Genomic DNA, 15314 nt, shown 5'->3' on the forward strand with positions numbered 1-15314 from the left:
GGGTTGCACGGTGCGCCCTTGTCCGGTCGGTGCGAGGTTGGTCGCTCGGTGGCGGACTGTTGGGCGGCACCAAGCGGTCAACGATGCACGGGCTCACGAACCTCGCACGGTGCGGGGTCGACCAACCTCGCACCAGCCGAGCGAACCCGCACCGTGCGACGCGTCAGCCGGCGAAGGTCTGCTGTCCGACGACGCCGAGGAGCTCGAGCTTCTGCGCGTCCTCTGATCCTGGAGGCGCGGTGAAGAGCAGCAGGGCCTGCGCCTGGTCGTCGGTGTGCAGCACCTGGCAGTCGACGGTGATGCGGCCGAGCTCCGGCTGCACGATCGTCTTGTTGTCCGACCAGCGCGTGGCCACCTCGTGCTTGGCCCAGAGGTCGCGGAACTCGGCACTGCGCGTCTGCAGCTCGGCGATGAGTTCGGTCGCCCGACGGTCGCCCGGACCCGCGAGCCCGACAGCCGCGCGGAGCGATGCGACCACCACCCGACCCAGCCGCTCGTGCTGCTCGGGCGCGTACTTCGCGAGCTCCTCACCCGTCACGAACCACCGCCACGCCTGGTACCGGCGGTTGCCCGGCAAGCCGACCGAGCTGGTGAGGAGCGCTGCCGCGAGCCGGTTCTCGACCAGGGTCTCGCCCAGGTGGCTGACGACGATCGCCGGGGTGTCCTCGAGCCGGTCCAGAACCCGCAGGATCGCCGGGTCGACGTGGTCGGCGCGGTGCATCCGGGTCGGGGCGTTCTGCCCGGACAGGTGGAACAGGTGGTCGCGCTCGTCGAGGCTGCACCGCAGGGCCCGGGCGATCGCGGCGATCATCTGCTCGGACGGCTGCGGTCCGCGCTGCTGCTCGAGTCGCGTGTAGTAGTCGACGGACATGCCGGCGAGGGCAGCGACCTCTTCACGGCGGAGCCCCGGGGTCCGGCGTCGTGGCCCCTGCCCGAGACCGACGTCCTCGGGGCGCAGCAGCTCGCGGCGACGGCGGAGGAAGTCGGCGAGCGCGGCACGGTCCATGGGTCGATTGTCGTCCGCTTCCTGCACGGGTGCCAGGGATCGCCGATCCCCCGATGACCGCGCTCTGGTTGCGACCCTGTCCACGGAGCATCGTGGTGGTCATGGACATCACGAACTCCACCGTCTTCATCCCCGGCGCGACCTCGGGCATCGGTCTCGCGCTCGCCCAGCGCCTGCAGGCCGCCGGCAGCACCGTCGTCATCGGCGGTCGCCGCCAGGCGCTCCTCGACTCCCTCGCCGCCGAGCACGGCTTCGGCACCGTGCAGATCGACGTCGCCGACGCGGCGTCCATCGAGGCCGCCGCCACCTCGGTGCTCGAGGCGTACCCGTCGCTCGATGCCCTGATCACCATGTCCGGGATCATGCGCGACGAGGACCTCCGCGACCCCGAGCACATCCACGACGCCCTCGAGCTCGTCCAGACGAACCTGGTCGGCACGATCCGCCTCGTCGACGCGTTCCTGCCGCACCTGCTCGCCCAGCCCTCGGCCACCCTGATGACCGTCACCTCCGGTCTCGCGTTCGTCCCGCTCACCGCATCACCGACGTACAGCGCGACGAAGGCCGGTGTGCACGCCTACACGCAGGCCCTCCGTCAGCAGCTCGTGGGGTCGTCGCTCGAGGTGCTCGAGCTCGCCCCGCCGGCCGTCATGACCGACCTGATGGGCGGCGCCGACTTCGGCGGGATGCCGCTCGACGCCTTCGCCGACGAGGTCATGGCGCTCATCGAGTCCGGCGCTGCCCCGGAGATCCTGGTGCAGAACGTGCACCCGCTGCGCTTCGCCGAGCGGAACGGCAACCACCAGCAGATCCTCGAGATGATGGCGTCCCGCGAGCACTGACCCGGGCGGCCCGCCGGCGTTCGCACCGTGCGAGGTTCCGTGTTCCGAGCGAGGCACTTCGGCTCGCACGGAACACGGAACCTCGCACCATCGCGGTCAGCTGGCCCGCAGGCGACGCGCCAGCTGCGCACCCTTCGCCGGGCGAGGAACGAACTACTCCGCGGCCGCCAGGACCGTCCGCCCGAGCCGCACGAAGTCGTCCACACCGATCGCCTCGCCGCGGGCGGTCGGGTCGATGCCCGCCGCCGTCAGGACCTCGGACGCGTGCGCACTGCCGCCGAGCACCCCGGACAGACTCTGCCGCAGCATCTTGCGCCGCTGCTGGAACGCCGCGTCCACCAGCGTGAACACCCGGGACCGCAGGAGCTCGTCGCCCGGGGGCTCGTGCCGGTCGAACGCCACCAGGACGCTGTCGACGTTCGGCACCGGCCAGAAGACCTGACGGCTGACCAACCCGGCGGTGCTCCACGAGCCGTACCAGGCGGCCTTGACGCTCGGCGAACCGTAGACCTTGCTGCCCGGACCGGCGGCGAGCCGGTACCCGACCTCGGCCTGCACCATGACGAGCGACCGCTCGATCGACGGGAAGGTCGCGAGCAGGTGCAGCAGCACGGGCACGGAGATGTTGTAGGGCAGGTTCGCGACGAGGTGCGTCGGCTCGACGTCGAGGTCCGCGGCGGCGACGGTCATGGCGTCCTGCTGCACGACCGTCAGCCTGGCGTCCGGCTGCATCGACGACACCGTCGACGGGAGCTTGGCGGCCAGGCGCTTGTCTATCTCGACCGCGGTGACGGGGGCGCCGGTCTCGGTGAGCCCGAGCGTCAACGACCCGAGCCCCGGGCCGATCTCGAGCACCCGTGCCGACGGGGTCACACCGGCGACGGACACGATGCGCCGCACGGTGTTGGCGTCGTGCACGAAGTTCTGGCCGAGCTTCTTCGTCGGGGTGACGTCGAGTTCGGCCGCGAGCTCCCGGATCTCCGCCGGGCCGAGCAGGGCACCCACGACTACTCCTCCACCGTCACGGGCTCGGCGTCCCACGCGCCGTAGACGAGCTCGGTGTTCGAGGCGATCTGGGCCGCGAGCATCGAGGCGTCCGTGCCGAGCGTCTCCGCCATCGACCGCAGGGTGAGCGGGATGAGGTACGGCGCGTTCGGGCGACCACGGAACGGGGTGGGCGTCAGGAACGGTGCGTCGGTCTCGATCATGATCAGGTGCCGCGGGGCGATGACCAGGGCTTCACGCAGCAGTGCGGCGTTCTTGAACGTCACGGTGCCGGCGAACGACATGTACCAGCCGCGCTCGGCGCAGAGCCGGGCGAGGTCCGGCCCGCCGGAGAAGCAGTGGAAGACGGTGCGTTCCGGGGCACCCACGCGGTCGAGGACCTCGACCACGGCGTCGTGCGCGTCGCGGTCGTGGATCGTCAGCGCGAGGTCGTGCTCCTTCGCGATGCGGATGTGCTCCTCGAACGAACGGACCTGGGCGTCGCGGCCGTCCTCGCCGGTGCGGAAGAAGTCGAGGCCGGTCTCACCGATCGCCCGGACCCGCGGCAGCGCGGCGAGCCGTTCGATGCCGGCGAGGTGCTCGTCGAGCAGCCCCTGTTCGTGCAGCACGGGCGCTTCGTTCGGGTGCAGCGCGACGGCCGCCAGGACCCGGGGCTCCCGAGCGGCGATCGACGCGGACCACTCCGAGGTGGCGAGATCCGTGCCGACCTGCACGACACCGCGCACGCCGACGCTCGAGGCACGGTCGAGGTGCTCGCGGTACTCGAGCGGACCGTCGCCCCCGTCGCCGACACCGTCGGCGATCTCCATGTGGGTGTGGTTGTCGTACACCGGCACGACGAGCGCCTGCGGCAGCGGCGGGTACGTCAGGTCGCGCTTCGAGCCACCGGACGCCCCGTCACCGCGGGACCGGACGTGCGACTCGGCGTCGGTCACGCGGAGACCTGCTCGATCCGGGGGAACAGCCCGCTCTCGAGCGGCACCACGTGCGACGCACCCTGCCACTCGAACGCGCGGTCGACCCGCTGCTCGGCGACGGACCCGCCGGCGCCGATCGAGGCCCAGAGCTTCTCGGTCGCCTTCGGCATGACCGGGGACAGCAGGACGGTGACGGTGCCGAGGCCGCGGAGCGCGGTGGTCAGGACCGTGCCGAGGCGCTCGCGGTTGGCGTCGTCCTTCGCCAGGGCCCAGGGCGCCTGCTCGGTGATGTAGCCGTTCAGGGCGTCGACGAGCTCCCACACGCTCGCGATCGCCTCGTGCGGGGCGAAGGCGGCGATGGCGGCGTCGGCACGCTCGGTGACCGACACGGCCAGGGCGTCGATCGTCTGGTCGGACTCGGTCAGTTCGCCACGCGCCGGAACTTCGCCGTCGCAGTACTTCTGCAGCATCGCGACCAGGCGCGACGCCAGGTTGCCGTAGCCGTTCGCGAGCTCGGCCTGGTAGCGCGCCGAGATGTCTTCCCAGCTGAAGTTGCCGTCCTGCCCGAAGGTGATGGCGCGCAGGAAGTAGTAGCGGAAGGCGTCGGACCCGAACGTGTCGGTGATCTCCGACGGCGCGATGCCGGTCAGCTTCGACTTGGACATCTTCTCGCCGCCGACGAGCAGCCAGCCGTGGCCGAAGACGCGCTCCGGCACGGGCAGTCCGGCGGCCATGAGCATCGCCGGCCAGATGACGGCGTGGAAGCGGGCGATGTCCTTGCCGACGATGTGCACGCTCGGCCAGAGGCGCTTGAAGGCCTCGTCGTCGTCGGTGCCGTAGCCGAGCGCCGTGACGTAGTTGAGCAGCGCGTCGAACCACACGTAGAGCACATGGTCGCTGTCCCAGGGGATCTGGATGCCCCAGTCGAAGCTGGATCGCGAGATCGACAGGTCGCGGAGCCCCTGCTTGACGAACGAGATGATCTCGTTGCGGACGCTCTCGGGCTGGATGAACAGCGGGTTCGACTCGTACAGGTCGAGCAGGCGCTGCTCGAAGTCGGACATCCGGAAGAAGTAGTTGCGCTCGGCCAAGACCTCGACCGGGATCGAGTGGATCGCGCAGACCTGCTGGCCCTCGTAGGCTCCGGTCCCGGCGACCAGGTCGCTCGGCTGCTTGTACTCCTCGCAGCCCACGCAGTAGAAGCCCTCGAACTCGCCGGCGTAGATGAAGCCGTCGTCGTACAGCTTCTGCAGGAACGCCGTCACGCCGCGCTCGTGCCGCTCGTCGGTGGTGCGGATGAAGTCGTCGTTCGCGACGTCGACCGTGTCGAGCAGTGGCTTCCAGGCGTCGTTGACCAGCCGGTCGGCCCATTCCTTGGGCGAGACGTCGTTCGCCGAGGCGGTGCGCAGGATCTTCTGCCCGTGCTCGTCGGTGCCGGTGAGCAGCCAGGTGTCGTCACCGCGCTGCCGGTGCCAGCGCGCGAGGAAGTCCGCGGCGACCTCGGTGTAGGCGTGCCCGATGTGGGGCACGTCGTTCACGTAGAAGATCGGCGTGGTGATGCTGAACGAGGACCCGGCGGACATGCGGACCATCCTACGGGCGCACCGAACCCTGATGACGCGTCCGGTGGTGGACTGTGGAGAACCGGGTCCTGGAGGCCCGTGACGGGCCCGCCCCGCGCCTCCAGACCGGCGGATGCGAACGTGACGAGCCCCGCTCAGCGCGCCGCGAGCGCCCCTTCGTAGAGGTCCCGCTTCGACAGCCCGGTCGCGTCCGCGACCGCCGCGGCGGCCTCCTTCATGCGCATGCCGGCGGCCACCCGCTCGAGCACCAGGCGCACGCCGTCGTCGAGCGTGGCTTCCTCGGTGGCCTCCGCGGCGCCGGCGACGACGATGCAGATCTCGCCCCGCACCCCTTCGGACGCCCACGCGACGAGTTCGTCCAGCGGCCCGCGGCGGACCTCTTCGTACAGCTTCGTGAGCTCACGGCAGACCGCGGCGCGTCGGTCGTCCCCGAACCCGACGGCCATGTCCGCCAGGGTCTCGGCCAGCCGGTGCGGCGACTCGAAGAACACCATCGTCCGCTGCTCCCCCGCCAGCGCCTGGAACGCCCGACGGCGCTCGCCGGCCTTGCGGGTCGGGAACCCCTCGAACGTGAAGCGGTCGGTGGGCAGCCCGGACACGGCGAGCGCCATGAGCACGGCCGACGGCCCGGGCAGGGCGGTGACGGTGACCCCGGCGGCCGCGGCGGCCTCAACGAGGGGGAAGCCGGGGTCGCTGATCGCGGGCATGCCGGCGTCGGTCAGGACCACGACGTCCTCGTCGCGGGCGAGCTCGACGACCTCGGACGCCTTCGCCCGCTCGTTGTGCTCGTGCAGGGCGATGAGCCGCGGACGGTTCTCGATGCCCAGGGCACGCATCAGGTGGATGGCGGTCCTGGTGTCCTCCGCCGCGACGACCGTGGCGTTGGAGAGGGTCTCGACGAGACGGCGCGAGGCGTCCCCGAGGTTGCCGATGGGCGTTGCTGCGAGGACGATCACGCACCCATTGTCCCCGCACCGCGACGCCAGCGTGGCCCGGAGCGGCCGCGCCACGGCGACACCCGGGTCGACCGGCGCGCCCCGCGGCGCGTGCACGCCCGTCGCAGCGGGGACATGTGGTCGATCCGTAGGATGCTCAGCGATGACCAGCGAGCTGACCGACGACCGCACGGCCGTGCCCGACGGGCCGGTCGGCTCGCGCCTGGACGACTGGTGGGGGCGGGTGCTCTCCACGTCGCAGCGCGTCGCCGTGTGGCGGTGGACCGGTCCGCTCGCGGTGACGCTCCTCGCCGCCGTGCTGCGGCTGGTGAACCTCGGCACCCCCCACTCGCTCGTGTTCGACGAGACGTACTACGTCAAGGACGGCTGGTCGATCGTGCACCTCGGGTACGAGGGCACCTGGCCCGCGAACCCGAGCGGGGACGGCGCCCCGACGACGGACGACCGGTTCGTGCGCGGTGAGACGGACGTCTTCACGAGCGCCGCGGAGTTCATCGCGCACCCGCCGCTCGGCAAGTACCTCATCGGCCTCGGGATGCTGCTGTTCGGGGCGGACAACTCGTTCGGCTGGCGCTTCACGGTGGCCGTGCTCGGCATCGCGACGGTGTTCCTCACGGCCGTGATCGCCCGGTCGCTGTTCCGTTCGACGATGATCGGCACGCTCGCCGGCTTCCTGCTCGCGATCGACGGGCAGGCGATCGTGATGTCGCGGGTGACGCTCCTCGACGGCATCCTGACCTTCTTCGTCATCCTCGGCTTCGGGGCGCTGCTGCTCGACCGCCGGCAGAGCCAACGGCGGCTCGACGAGTGGGTCGCCGCCCGCGCCGCCGCGGGCCGGACCACCCTCTGGGGGCCGGTGTTCTGGTGGCGTCCGTGGTTGTTCGCGATGGGCCTGGCACTCGGGCTGGCGGCGGCGACGAAGTGGTCGGGGATGTACTTCCTGGCGTTCTTCGCGGTGTACTCCGTGCTGAGCGACCTGATGATGCGCCGCCGCGCCGGGGTCGAGTTCTGGTCGTCGAGCGCGCTGCTGCAGCAGGCACCGGTGTCGTTCCTGCTGACCGTGCCGATCGCCGCGGTGACCTACGTGTCGTCGTGGACCGGCTGGTTCGTCTCGAAGGACGGATGGGACCGCAACTGGCTGTCCTCGGGCGGCGATCGCTGGACCGGGCTGCTCGCCTGGGTGCCGGACAGCCTGCAGAACTGGTGGCACTACCAGTCCGAGATCTACGCCTTCAACATCGGGCTGCACACCCCGCACTCGTACCAGGCGAACCCGCTGCTCTGGCTCGTGATGCAGCGCCCCACGTCGATGTTCTACGTCGGCACGGACGCCGGGCAGGACGGCTGCTGGGCGAACCGCTGCGGCGAGGCGATCACCGGCATCGCGAACCCGTTCATCTGGTACGCCTCGGTCATCGCGACGGTGGCGCTGCTCGTGCTCTGGGTCCTGCGCCGGAAGTGGGAGTACGGCTTCGTCCTGCTCGGCGTCGCGGCGGGGTACCTGCCCTGGCTGATGTACGTCGACCGGACGGTGTTCCAGTTCTACACGATCGCCTTCGAGCCCTACATGGTGATGGCACTGGCCGCCGCGATCGGGTTGGTGCTCGGCAGGCGGAGCGACGAACGGTCACGACGGTCGCGGGCGATCCTGTGGGTCGGCGTGTACCTGGGCGTCGTCGTGCTGGCCTCGGTCTACTGGTACCCGATGTGGACGGCGATGCAGGTGCCGTGGGACTTCGTCCGGTCGCACTACTGGATCCCCAGCTGGCTGTAGCCGGCCTTGCAGGTCCGGCCGATCCGGCCGGACTGACCGGGCTCGCCGCGCTCGTCGCGCTGGGCGCTCTGGTGGCGACCACGTCCGGACTGGAGGCCCGTGGCGGCGCCGCCACGGGCCTCCAGCCGGTCCGTGGTCAGGACTGCGCGTGCAGCGCGCGCTCGATCGACTCGCGGTCCAGCGGGTCGCCGAGCATCGGCGCGGTGTCGTCCGTGCCCGGCAGGACGCCCTGGATCAGGAGTTCCGCGTAGCGGCGCCAGGCATCAGGGTCGTGTTCGCGGGTGGCGTCGGCGACCGCACCGACCATCGCGGTGAGCATCGGCAGGTCCCGGTAGTCGAAGCCGGGGCGGACGACGCCGGCGGTCTCGGCACGGCCGATGATCGCGGCGACCTGGCGTTCGAGCCGGTCGCGCTCCTGCACGATGGACGGACGGGCCTTGCCGGCACGGACGATGGCGTCGGCGAGGGCGCGGTCGCGTGCACGGAACGCGAAGACGCCCATCAGGTACACCCGGAGCGCCTCGCGCGGGTCGGACACGTCCGCGGCGCGCGCTGCGGCGTCGTTCATGGCCTCGAACTTGGTGGCGAGCAGCGCCTCGATCAGGGAGTCCTTGTCGGCGAACCGTCGGTAGACGGTGCCGACCCCGACGCCGGCCTCGTGCGCGATGTCGTTCAACGTGACGGAGAGCCCGCGCTCCGCGAAGCACTTGCGTGCCGTCTGCAGGATCAGCTCGCGGTTGCGCGCTGCGTCGGCGCGCAGCGGTCGCTCGAGGTCGGACGCGGACTCGGTGGTGCTCACGATCCGACCGTAGTTGCACTTTCTGGGAACAAGTGGATGCCCTCCTTCCGTTTCGGTCTACACTGACCACAAACGGATGCCTCGCATCCGGTTTCGTCACCACCACATCTCGGGAGTGCCCGACGGCGCGCACCTCCACCCCACCCTCCAACCTTCTCGAAGGAGGCTGCCGTGACGGCAGAACACACCGTGCCGACCCCCACCGGGACAGCACCCACGACTCCGGGCACCACCCCCGCCAAGAGCAACCACCGCTGGATCGCCCTGGCGGTCATCGCCCTCGCACAGCTGATGGTCGTGCTCGACGCGACCATCGTGAACATCGCCCTGCCCTCGGCCCAGGCCGACCTGGACTTCGGCACCGACCAGCGACAGTGGATCGTCACCGCGTACTCGCTGGCCTTCGGTTCGCTGCTGCTGCTCGGCGGTCGCCTCGGCGACCTGTTCGGGCGCAAGAACACCTTCATCATCGGGCTCGTCGGCTTCGCCGTCGCCTCGGTGCTCGGTGGCCTCGCCGACTCGTTCGGCCTGCTCGTCGCGGCCCGCGCACTCCAGGGTGTCTTCGGCGCGCTGCTCGCCCCGTCCGCACTCGGCATGCTGACCACCACGTTCCGCGACCCCAAGGAACGCGGTCGCGCGTTCGGCATCTTCGGGTCCATCGCCGGCTCGGGTGCGGCCATCGGCCTGCTGCTCGGCGGCGTGCTGACCGAGTACGCCTCGTGGCGCTGGTGCCTCTACGTCAACGTCGTCTTCGCCGTGCTCGGCGTGATCGGCGCCCTCGTCTTCATGGAGAAGCCGCCGAAGGTCGAGCGTCCGCGCATCGACGTGCTCGGGGTCATCACCATCACGCTCGGGCTCGTCGGGGTCGTCTACGGCTTCTCGAACGCCGAGACGAACGGCTGGGACTCCCCCGTCACGATCGCCATGCTCGCCGGCGGTGTCGTGCTGATCGCCGCGTTCGTGTTCATCGAGACCCGCGTCGCCCACCCGCTCCTGCCCCTGCGTGTCGTGCTCGACCGTGACCGCGGCGGCTCGTTCATCGCGATCGGCCTGGTCGCGATCGGCATGTTCGGCATCTTCCTGTTCCTGACGTACTACCTGGAGCAGACCCTCGGGTTCAGCTCGCTGCAGACCGGTCTCGCGTTCCTGCCGATGCCGCTGTCGATCATGATCTCGGCGACGCAGATCGGTGGCCGCCTGCTGCCACGCGTCGGGCCGAAGGTGCTCATCTTCGCCGGTGGCCTGGTCGCCGCGACCGGGCTCCTGCTGCTGCTCCGCACCGACCTGGACAGCTCCTACGCGGGCACCGTCCTGCCGGCGCTGATCGTCATCGGTCTCGGCATGGGCACGATCTTCTCGTCCGCGATGAACACCGCGACGACCGGGGTCGCCCGGGCCGACGCCGGTGTGGCCTCGGCGACGGTCAACACCATGCAGCAGATCGGTGGCTCGATCGGCACGGCGCTGCTGTCGACGATCTTCGCCGACGTCGTGTCGAACAGCCTGTCCGGGCTGACCGCCGCCCCGACCAAGCTGCAGCAGGCCCAGGCCACGCTCGACGGGTACCACGTGGCGTTCGGCATCTCGGCCGGCGTGCTCGTGCTCGTCGCCCTGGCCGGCGGGCTGCTCATCAACCGGCAGTCGGTGCGGGTCGAGCGGCTCGCACGTGCCGGGTCCGCCACGACCGGGAGCATCCCCGCCGCGGCGCACTGACGCTGGCGGTTCGCTCCGCTTCTTCGGCCCGTTCCGGTTCTGCCGGGGCGGGCCGTCGTGCGTGGGGGGGGCGGGGACACCCGTTCCACGACGATCCACCTGTCGAACGACGCGTGCATCGTCGATCGATGCGCACGCACTCGGTGCCTGCGGTTGCGCCGTGTGTCCACGTCCCTGGCCCACGTCAGGGGTGCGGATTATGGTGTGCGACATGGCCCCCGTCCTGACCTCACCACTCGTGTCGACGCAGTGGCTCGCAGACCACCTCGGTGCTGACGAGCTCGTCGTGCTCGACGCCTCGGTGCACACGGTCGGGGCCGGGTTCGACACGAGCTGGCTCCCCGGGCGGGACGCCCACGAGCAGCGCGGCCACGTGCCCGGCGCCCGCTTCGCCGACCTGATCGACGACTTCTCCGCCGCCGACGCCGACGTCCCGTTCACCCGCCCCGGCGCCGAGCGCTTCGAGGTCGCCGCGGCGCAGCTCGGCGTGACGAACACCTCGACCGTGGTGGTCTACGACGACAGCGTCGGCGAGTGGTCGGCACGCCTGTGGTGGATCTTCCGTTCGTTCGGCTTCGACTCGGTCGCGGTGCTCGACGGTGGCTTCACGAAGTGGCGCGACGAGGGCCGCCCGGTCCGCGTGGGCGCGCTCCACACTCGCGCGACGCCGTCCGACCCCGATGCCGGTGCGTTCCTGGCCGGCGAAGAACGTGCGCTCTGGGCCGACCACGACCGCGTCACCCGTGCGGTCTCCGGCGAAGAGCCGGCATCCCTGGTGTTCGCCGCGCCCTGGGCGGCCCTCGGCGACGACCACCCGCCGATCGTGCCGGGCAGCACCTCGATCACGGCGGACACCCTGGTGGACCCCGAGACGAACGCGTACCTGCGCGGCGCCGAGCTCGAGCGGGCCTTCGCCGCGGTGATCGGTGCCGACGAGATCGTCACGTACTGCGGGGTGGGCAGCGCCGCGTGCGTCGACGCCCTCGCCCTGACGGTGCTCGGACACGACCGGGTGAAGGTCTACGACGGTTCGCTGGCCGACTGGTGGCGGCACGAGCAGCTCGCCTCCTGACGGAACCGATCGCGGAACGACGGCCGCGCCCGGCCGACGGCCGAGCACCGACAGCCGAGGACCGACGGCCCCGCCGCACTACCGTTGCACCATGAGCACCAGACGCGCGGTCATCCTCGGCGGCACCGGCGGGATCGGCTCGGCCGTCGCACGAGAGTTCCTCGACGCCTCCGGCCGCGGCGGCGACGACTGGCAGGTGGAAGTCCTCGCACGCCGAGGCGGCCCCGCAGCGGATGCGCTGACCGCTTCCGGCGCCGTGTTCACGCCCGGTGACCGCCGCGACCGGTCCGTCCTGCGCGACCTGCTCCGCCCCGGAGCCGACCTGCTCGTCGACACCGTCGGCCTGACCCGCGACGACGCCCAGCAGCTCCTGCCGTTCCTCGACGACGTCGGCTCGACGGTCTTCGTCTCGTCCAGGTCGGTGTACGCCGACGAGCAGGGACGGCACGCGAACTCGCTCGACAAGCCGGTGTTCGGCGGCGCGGTCACCGAGATCCAGCCGACCGTCACCGCCGGCGACGGGGACCCGACGAGTCGTGACGGCTACGGCGCCGCGAAGGTGGCCGCCGAGCAGGTCCTGCTCGACCACGGTGCTCCGGTCACGGTGCTCCGCCCGTCCAAGGTGTACGGCGTCGGCATCGGCCGCCCGCGGGAGTGGTTCGTCGTCCGCCGTGTGCTCGACGGCCGGGAGCGCATCCTGCTCGCCGACCACGGCCGCGGCGTCGACCACACGACGGCGGCGAGCGGCATCGGTTCGCTCGTCCGATTCGTCGCGGACGCGCCGGACCGCCGGATCCTCAACGTCGCGGATGCCTCGGCCCCGACCGCGCTCGAGATCGTGCGGACGATCGGCGGACACCTGGACCACCGGTTCGACGAGGTCCTGCTCGACGAGGACGCGCCCGCGTTCGTGGGTGGCACGCCGTGGTCGTCACGACCGCCGTTCGTCCTCGACACCACGGCGGCACGCGCCCTCGGGTGGGAACCACCGGAGTTCGCGACCGCCGTCGCCCCCGAACTCGATTGGCTGGTCGAGACCGCCCACGCGACGCCCGCCGACGGCGATGTCCCGTGGGCCGACGACCCGTTCTGGGAGCACATGTTCGACTACGGTCCCGAGGACGCCGCACTCGCACTCCTCTCCCTCAACCTGGGCTGACACGGTGCCCCGGTCCGAGGTCCTGTTCATCGGCGGACGTTCCGGCGTGGGCAAGTCCACGGCAGCCGAGGCGCTGCACGACCTGCTCGTCGCGGCGGACGTCCGGCACGCGGTGATCGAGGGCGACCTGCTCGACCTCGCGCACCCGGCACCGCACGTCGAACACCCCGAGGCGCGCCTGGCCGAGCGGAACCTGGCCACGATCTGGGCCGGCTACCGGGCGATCGGGCACCACCGGCTCGTCTACACGAACACCGTGTCCGTGCTCGAGCACGAGCGCCTCGCTGCGGCGATGGGCGACGATCCGCTGGTGCGCGTCGTCCTGCTCCGCGCATCCGACGGCGCGACCGCCGACCGGCTCGCACGACGAGCGGGTGGCCCGGTCCCGCAGGCGCAGCTCGCGCACAGCACGCGGACGGCCGGGAGGCTCGACTCGGCCACCGCGGACATGGTCACCCGGGTGGACACCGACGGCCAGATCCCCGCCCAGGTGGCCGCACGCCTCGCGTCGATCACGGGATGGCTCGAGCGCTGATCTCCCCGCACGGCCTGTGCAGAGCGGGCGTTCCGTCCACAGTTGTCCCCGGGCGGTGGTCCGCCCAGTCGGGGGCGGGCACGCTGGAGCCATGAACGACAACCGCCTCGGCACCTCGGTCAGCCCCTACCTGCGTCTGCACGCCGACAACCCGGTGGACTGGCGCGAGTGGGGTCCCGAGGCGTTCGCCGAAGCGCGCGAGCGCGCGGTCCCGGTGCTGGTGTCGGTCGGGTACGCCACGTGCCACTGGTGCCACGTCATGGCGCGCGAGAGCTTCGCCGACCCGGAGATCGGCGAGCTGCTCCGGCGGGACTTCGTGTCGGTGAAGGTCGACCGCGAAGAACGGCCGGACGTCGACGCGAGCCTGATGGCCTCGGCGAGTGCGTTCACGCAGCAGCTCGGCTGGCCACTGACGACGTTCCTGACGCCCGACGGCCACGTCTTCTTCGCGGGGACGTACTTCCCACCCACTCCCGTCGGGCAGGTCCCGGCGTTCCGGCAGATCCTGGCCGCGGTGCTCGACGCCTGGACCGAGCGTCGGCACGAGGTCGACGCGAACGCGTCGGCCATCGCGACGGCGATCCGGCAGGGTGCCATGGCGGACGCGACCGCCCGCTCGGGCGAGGGCGGTGCCGGAGCCGACCCGGGCCTCCCGTCCGTCGATGCCATCCGGGCCGTCACGGACCAGCTGTCCCAGGCAGAGGACACCACCTACGGCGGTTTCGGCGGCGCGCCGAAGTTCCCGAGCACACCGTTGCTCGAGTTCCTTGCCGGCGCGGCGGCCGACGGCGACGCCGAGGCCGACGGGCTGCTCGACCGGTCGTTGCACGCGATCCGCGCGTCCGAGCTGACCGACGCCGACGGCGGCGTCTTCCGGTACGCAACCAAGCGCGACTGGAGCGTGCCGCACTACGAACGGATGCTCTACGACAACGCGGGGCTGCTCGCGGTCGCGGGTGCCGAGCAGGCCCGCGGCATCGCCGACTTCCTCCGGGACACCCTGCGCCGTGCCGACGGGGCCTTCGTCGCCGCGCAGGACAGCGAGTCGACCATCGACGGCCGTCGGGTCGAGGGCGAGTGGTACCGCCGACCGGTCGCCGAGCGCGCCCAGCTCGACCCGCCACCGCTGGACGACCAGGTGCTCACGGGCTGGAACGGCCTGGCGATCCGGGGGCTCGCGATCGCCGGCGCACGGCACGGCGACCCGGAACTCGTCGCGCTCGCGCGGGGCGCGGCCGACGCGGTCCTCGCCGCCCACGTGCAGGACGGCCACGTGACGGTGCGGTCCAGCACACCGCGCGGGGTGTCCTCCGCACCGGCCACCGTGGAGGACGTCGGACTGCTCGCCGAAGGGCTGCTCGAACTGGCCCTGGTGACGGGCGAGGTCTCCTACGCGACCGTCGCACGCTCGCTCGTCGACGACGGCCTGGCCGAGCGCTTCGACGTCGACCCGGTGCTGGCCGCAGCGGGGACGGCCACGGGCGAACAGCCGCAGACGGCGATGCGGTCCGGCACCGTGGCGCTGGCGTCGGCCGCCGCGACGCTCGGGGCGCTGACGGGCGACGAGGCACTGCGGGTCGCCGCGGCGCGACTCGTCGCCGACCGCGCCCGCACCGGGACCGAGCGACCCCTCGGTCACGCGGATGCCCTCGGTGTCGCCCTCGCCCTGCAACGGCCGTCGCGCGAGATCGTCGTCGTCACGAGCGGCACCGACGACCCGATGCGTGCCGTGGCACACCGCGGACGGCGCCCCGGTACGGTCGTCGCCACCACCACGCCTGAGCAGGCACGCGACTGGGCCGAGGCGGGGTTCTCGGTGTTCGAGGGACGCGACGTGCTCGACCCTGCCGCGTACGTCTGCCACGACCGGGTGTGCGAACTGCCGTCCCGGTCGGCGGACGCCCTGTCCCGGCAGATCGCCTGACGCGCCTCCCGCCCGGCGCGCCTGTATCC

General features: G+C 71.6%; 13 protein-coding genes. 7 read left to right on the forward strand and 6 right to left on the reverse strand.

Annotated elements, in window-relative coordinates; all coding sequences use genetic code 11:
- Positions 1-163: 163 nt before the first annotated feature.
- Entirely contained in the window at positions 164-1006 is an 843-nt protein-coding gene (locus DEI98_RS07160) for a helix-turn-helix transcriptional regulator (RefSeq protein ID WP_111100339.1), read from the reverse strand.
- A gap of 101 nt (positions 1007-1107) precedes the next feature.
- Between DEI98_RS07160 and DEI98_RS07165 the strand changes: the two genes are divergently transcribed.
- Entirely contained in the window at positions 1108-1848 is a 741-nt protein-coding gene (locus tag DEI98_RS07165; protein ID WP_111047265.1) for an SDR family oxidoreductase, read from the forward strand.
- A 153-nt stretch (positions 1849-2001) separates the two neighbouring features.
- On the opposite strand, the gene rsmA is transcribed toward DEI98_RS07165, so the two are convergent.
- The 4 genes from rsmA to rsmI all read right to left on the reverse strand — a co-directional run bounded on the left by rsmA (position 2002) and on the right by rsmI (position 6309).
- Positions 2002-2853, reverse strand: a complete 852-nt coding sequence (rsmA, locus tag DEI98_RS07170; protein ID WP_111030773.1) for a 16S rRNA (adenine(1518)-N(6)/adenine(1519)-N(6))-dimethyltransferase RsmA — start codon at positions 2851-2853, stop codon at positions 2002-2004.
- 2 nt (positions 2854-2855) lie between these two features.
- Positions 2856-3788, reverse strand: a complete 933-nt coding sequence (locus DEI98_RS07175; protein ID WP_111100340.1) for a TatD family hydrolase — start codon at positions 3786-3788, stop codon at positions 2856-2858.
- Entirely contained in the window at positions 3785-5353 is a 1569-nt protein-coding gene (gene metG / locus DEI98_RS07180; protein WP_111100457.1) for a methionine--tRNA ligase, read from the reverse strand. The genes DEI98_RS07175 and metG overlap by 4 nt, the downstream gene beginning before the upstream one ends.
- A 134-nt stretch (positions 5354-5487) precedes the next feature.
- Positions 5488-6309 (reverse strand): 16S rRNA (cytidine(1402)-2'-O)-methyltransferase, encoded by an 822-nt coding sequence (gene rsmI / locus DEI98_RS07185; RefSeq protein WP_111038303.1) that lies wholly within the window; start codon positions 6307-6309, stop codon positions 5488-5490.
- Positions 6310-6451: 142 nt separating this feature from the next.
- Here rsmI and DEI98_RS07190 point away from each other — a divergent pair, with 142 nt between their 5' ends.
- A complete protein-coding gene (locus tag DEI98_RS07190; protein ID WP_111100341.1) occupies positions 6452-8083 on the forward strand; it encodes a dolichyl-phosphate-mannose--protein mannosyltransferase in 1632 nt (543 codons plus the stop codon).
- Between the two features lie 136 nt (positions 8084-8219).
- Here the strand turns inward: DEI98_RS07190 and DEI98_RS07195 are convergent, their stop codons facing one another.
- On the reverse strand, positions 8220-8882 hold the full coding sequence (locus DEI98_RS07195; protein ID WP_111024668.1) for a TetR/AcrR family transcriptional regulator: 663 nt from the start codon (positions 8880-8882) through the stop codon (positions 8220-8222).
- A gap of 171 nt (positions 8883-9053) precedes the next feature.
- Here DEI98_RS07195 and DEI98_RS07200 point away from each other — a divergent pair, with 171 nt between their 5' ends.
- From DEI98_RS07200 to DEI98_RS07220, 5 genes are all read left to right on the forward strand, one after another.
- Positions 9054-10595: an MFS transporter gene (locus DEI98_RS07200; protein WP_027466052.1), complete on the forward strand. Its 1542-nt coding sequence runs from the start codon at positions 9054-9056 to the stop codon at positions 10593-10595.
- A gap of 211 nt (positions 10596-10806) precedes the next feature.
- Positions 10807-11667 carry a sulfurtransferase gene (locus tag DEI98_RS07205; protein WP_181436726.1) on the forward strand — a complete coding sequence of 287 codons (861 nt, stop codon included), beginning with the start codon at positions 10807-10809 and terminating at the stop codon, positions 11665-11667.
- Positions 11668-11758: 91 nt separating this feature from the next.
- Entirely contained in the window at positions 11759-12826 is a 1068-nt protein-coding gene (locus tag DEI98_RS07210; RefSeq protein WP_111100342.1) for an NAD(P)-dependent oxidoreductase, read from the forward strand.
- 4 nt (positions 12827-12830) lie between these two features.
- Positions 12831-13361, forward strand: coding sequence for an AAA family ATPase (locus tag DEI98_RS07215; RefSeq protein ID WP_111100343.1), 531 nt, complete (start codon positions 12831-12833; stop codon positions 13359-13361).
- 91 nt (positions 13362-13452) lie between these two features.
- Positions 13453-15285: a thioredoxin domain-containing protein gene (locus tag DEI98_RS07220; protein ID WP_111100344.1), complete on the forward strand. Its 1833-nt coding sequence runs from the start codon at positions 13453-13455 to the stop codon at positions 15283-15285.
- Positions 15286-15314 lie beyond the last annotated feature (29 nt).

The organism is Curtobacterium sp. MCLR17_034 (assembly GCF_003234485.1).
Taxonomy (GTDB): Bacteria; Actinomycetota; Actinomycetes; order Actinomycetales; family Microbacteriaceae; genus Curtobacterium; species Curtobacterium flaccumfaciens.

Bases quoted from the DNA above. Each gene is read 5' to 3' on its own strand.
- DEI98_RS07160 (WP_111100339.1), bottom strand. From the start codon at position 1,006: ATGGACCGTGCCGCGCTCGCCGACTTCCTCCGCCGTCGCCGCGAGCTG.
- DEI98_RS07165 (WP_111047265.1), top strand. From the start codon at position 1,108: ATGGACATCACGAACTCCACCGTCTTCATCCCCGGCGCGACCTCGGGC.
- metG (WP_111100457.1), bottom strand. From the start codon at position 5,353: ATGTCCGCCGGGTCCTCGTTCAGCATCACCACGCCGATCTTCTACGTG.
- DEI98_RS07190 (WP_111100341.1), top strand. From the start codon at position 6,452: ATGACCAGCGAGCTGACCGACGACCGCACGGCCGTGCCCGACGGGCCG.
- DEI98_RS07205 (WP_181436726.1), top strand. From the start codon at position 10,807: ATGGCCCCCGTCCTGACCTCACCACTCGTGTCGACGCAGTGGCTCGCA.
- DEI98_RS07210 (WP_111100342.1), top strand. From the start codon at position 11,759: ATGAGCACCAGACGCGCGGTCATCCTCGGCGGCACCGGCGGGATCGGC.
- DEI98_RS07220 (WP_111100344.1), top strand. From the start codon at position 13,453: ATGAACGACAACCGCCTCGGCACCTCGGTCAGCCCCTACCTGCGTCTG.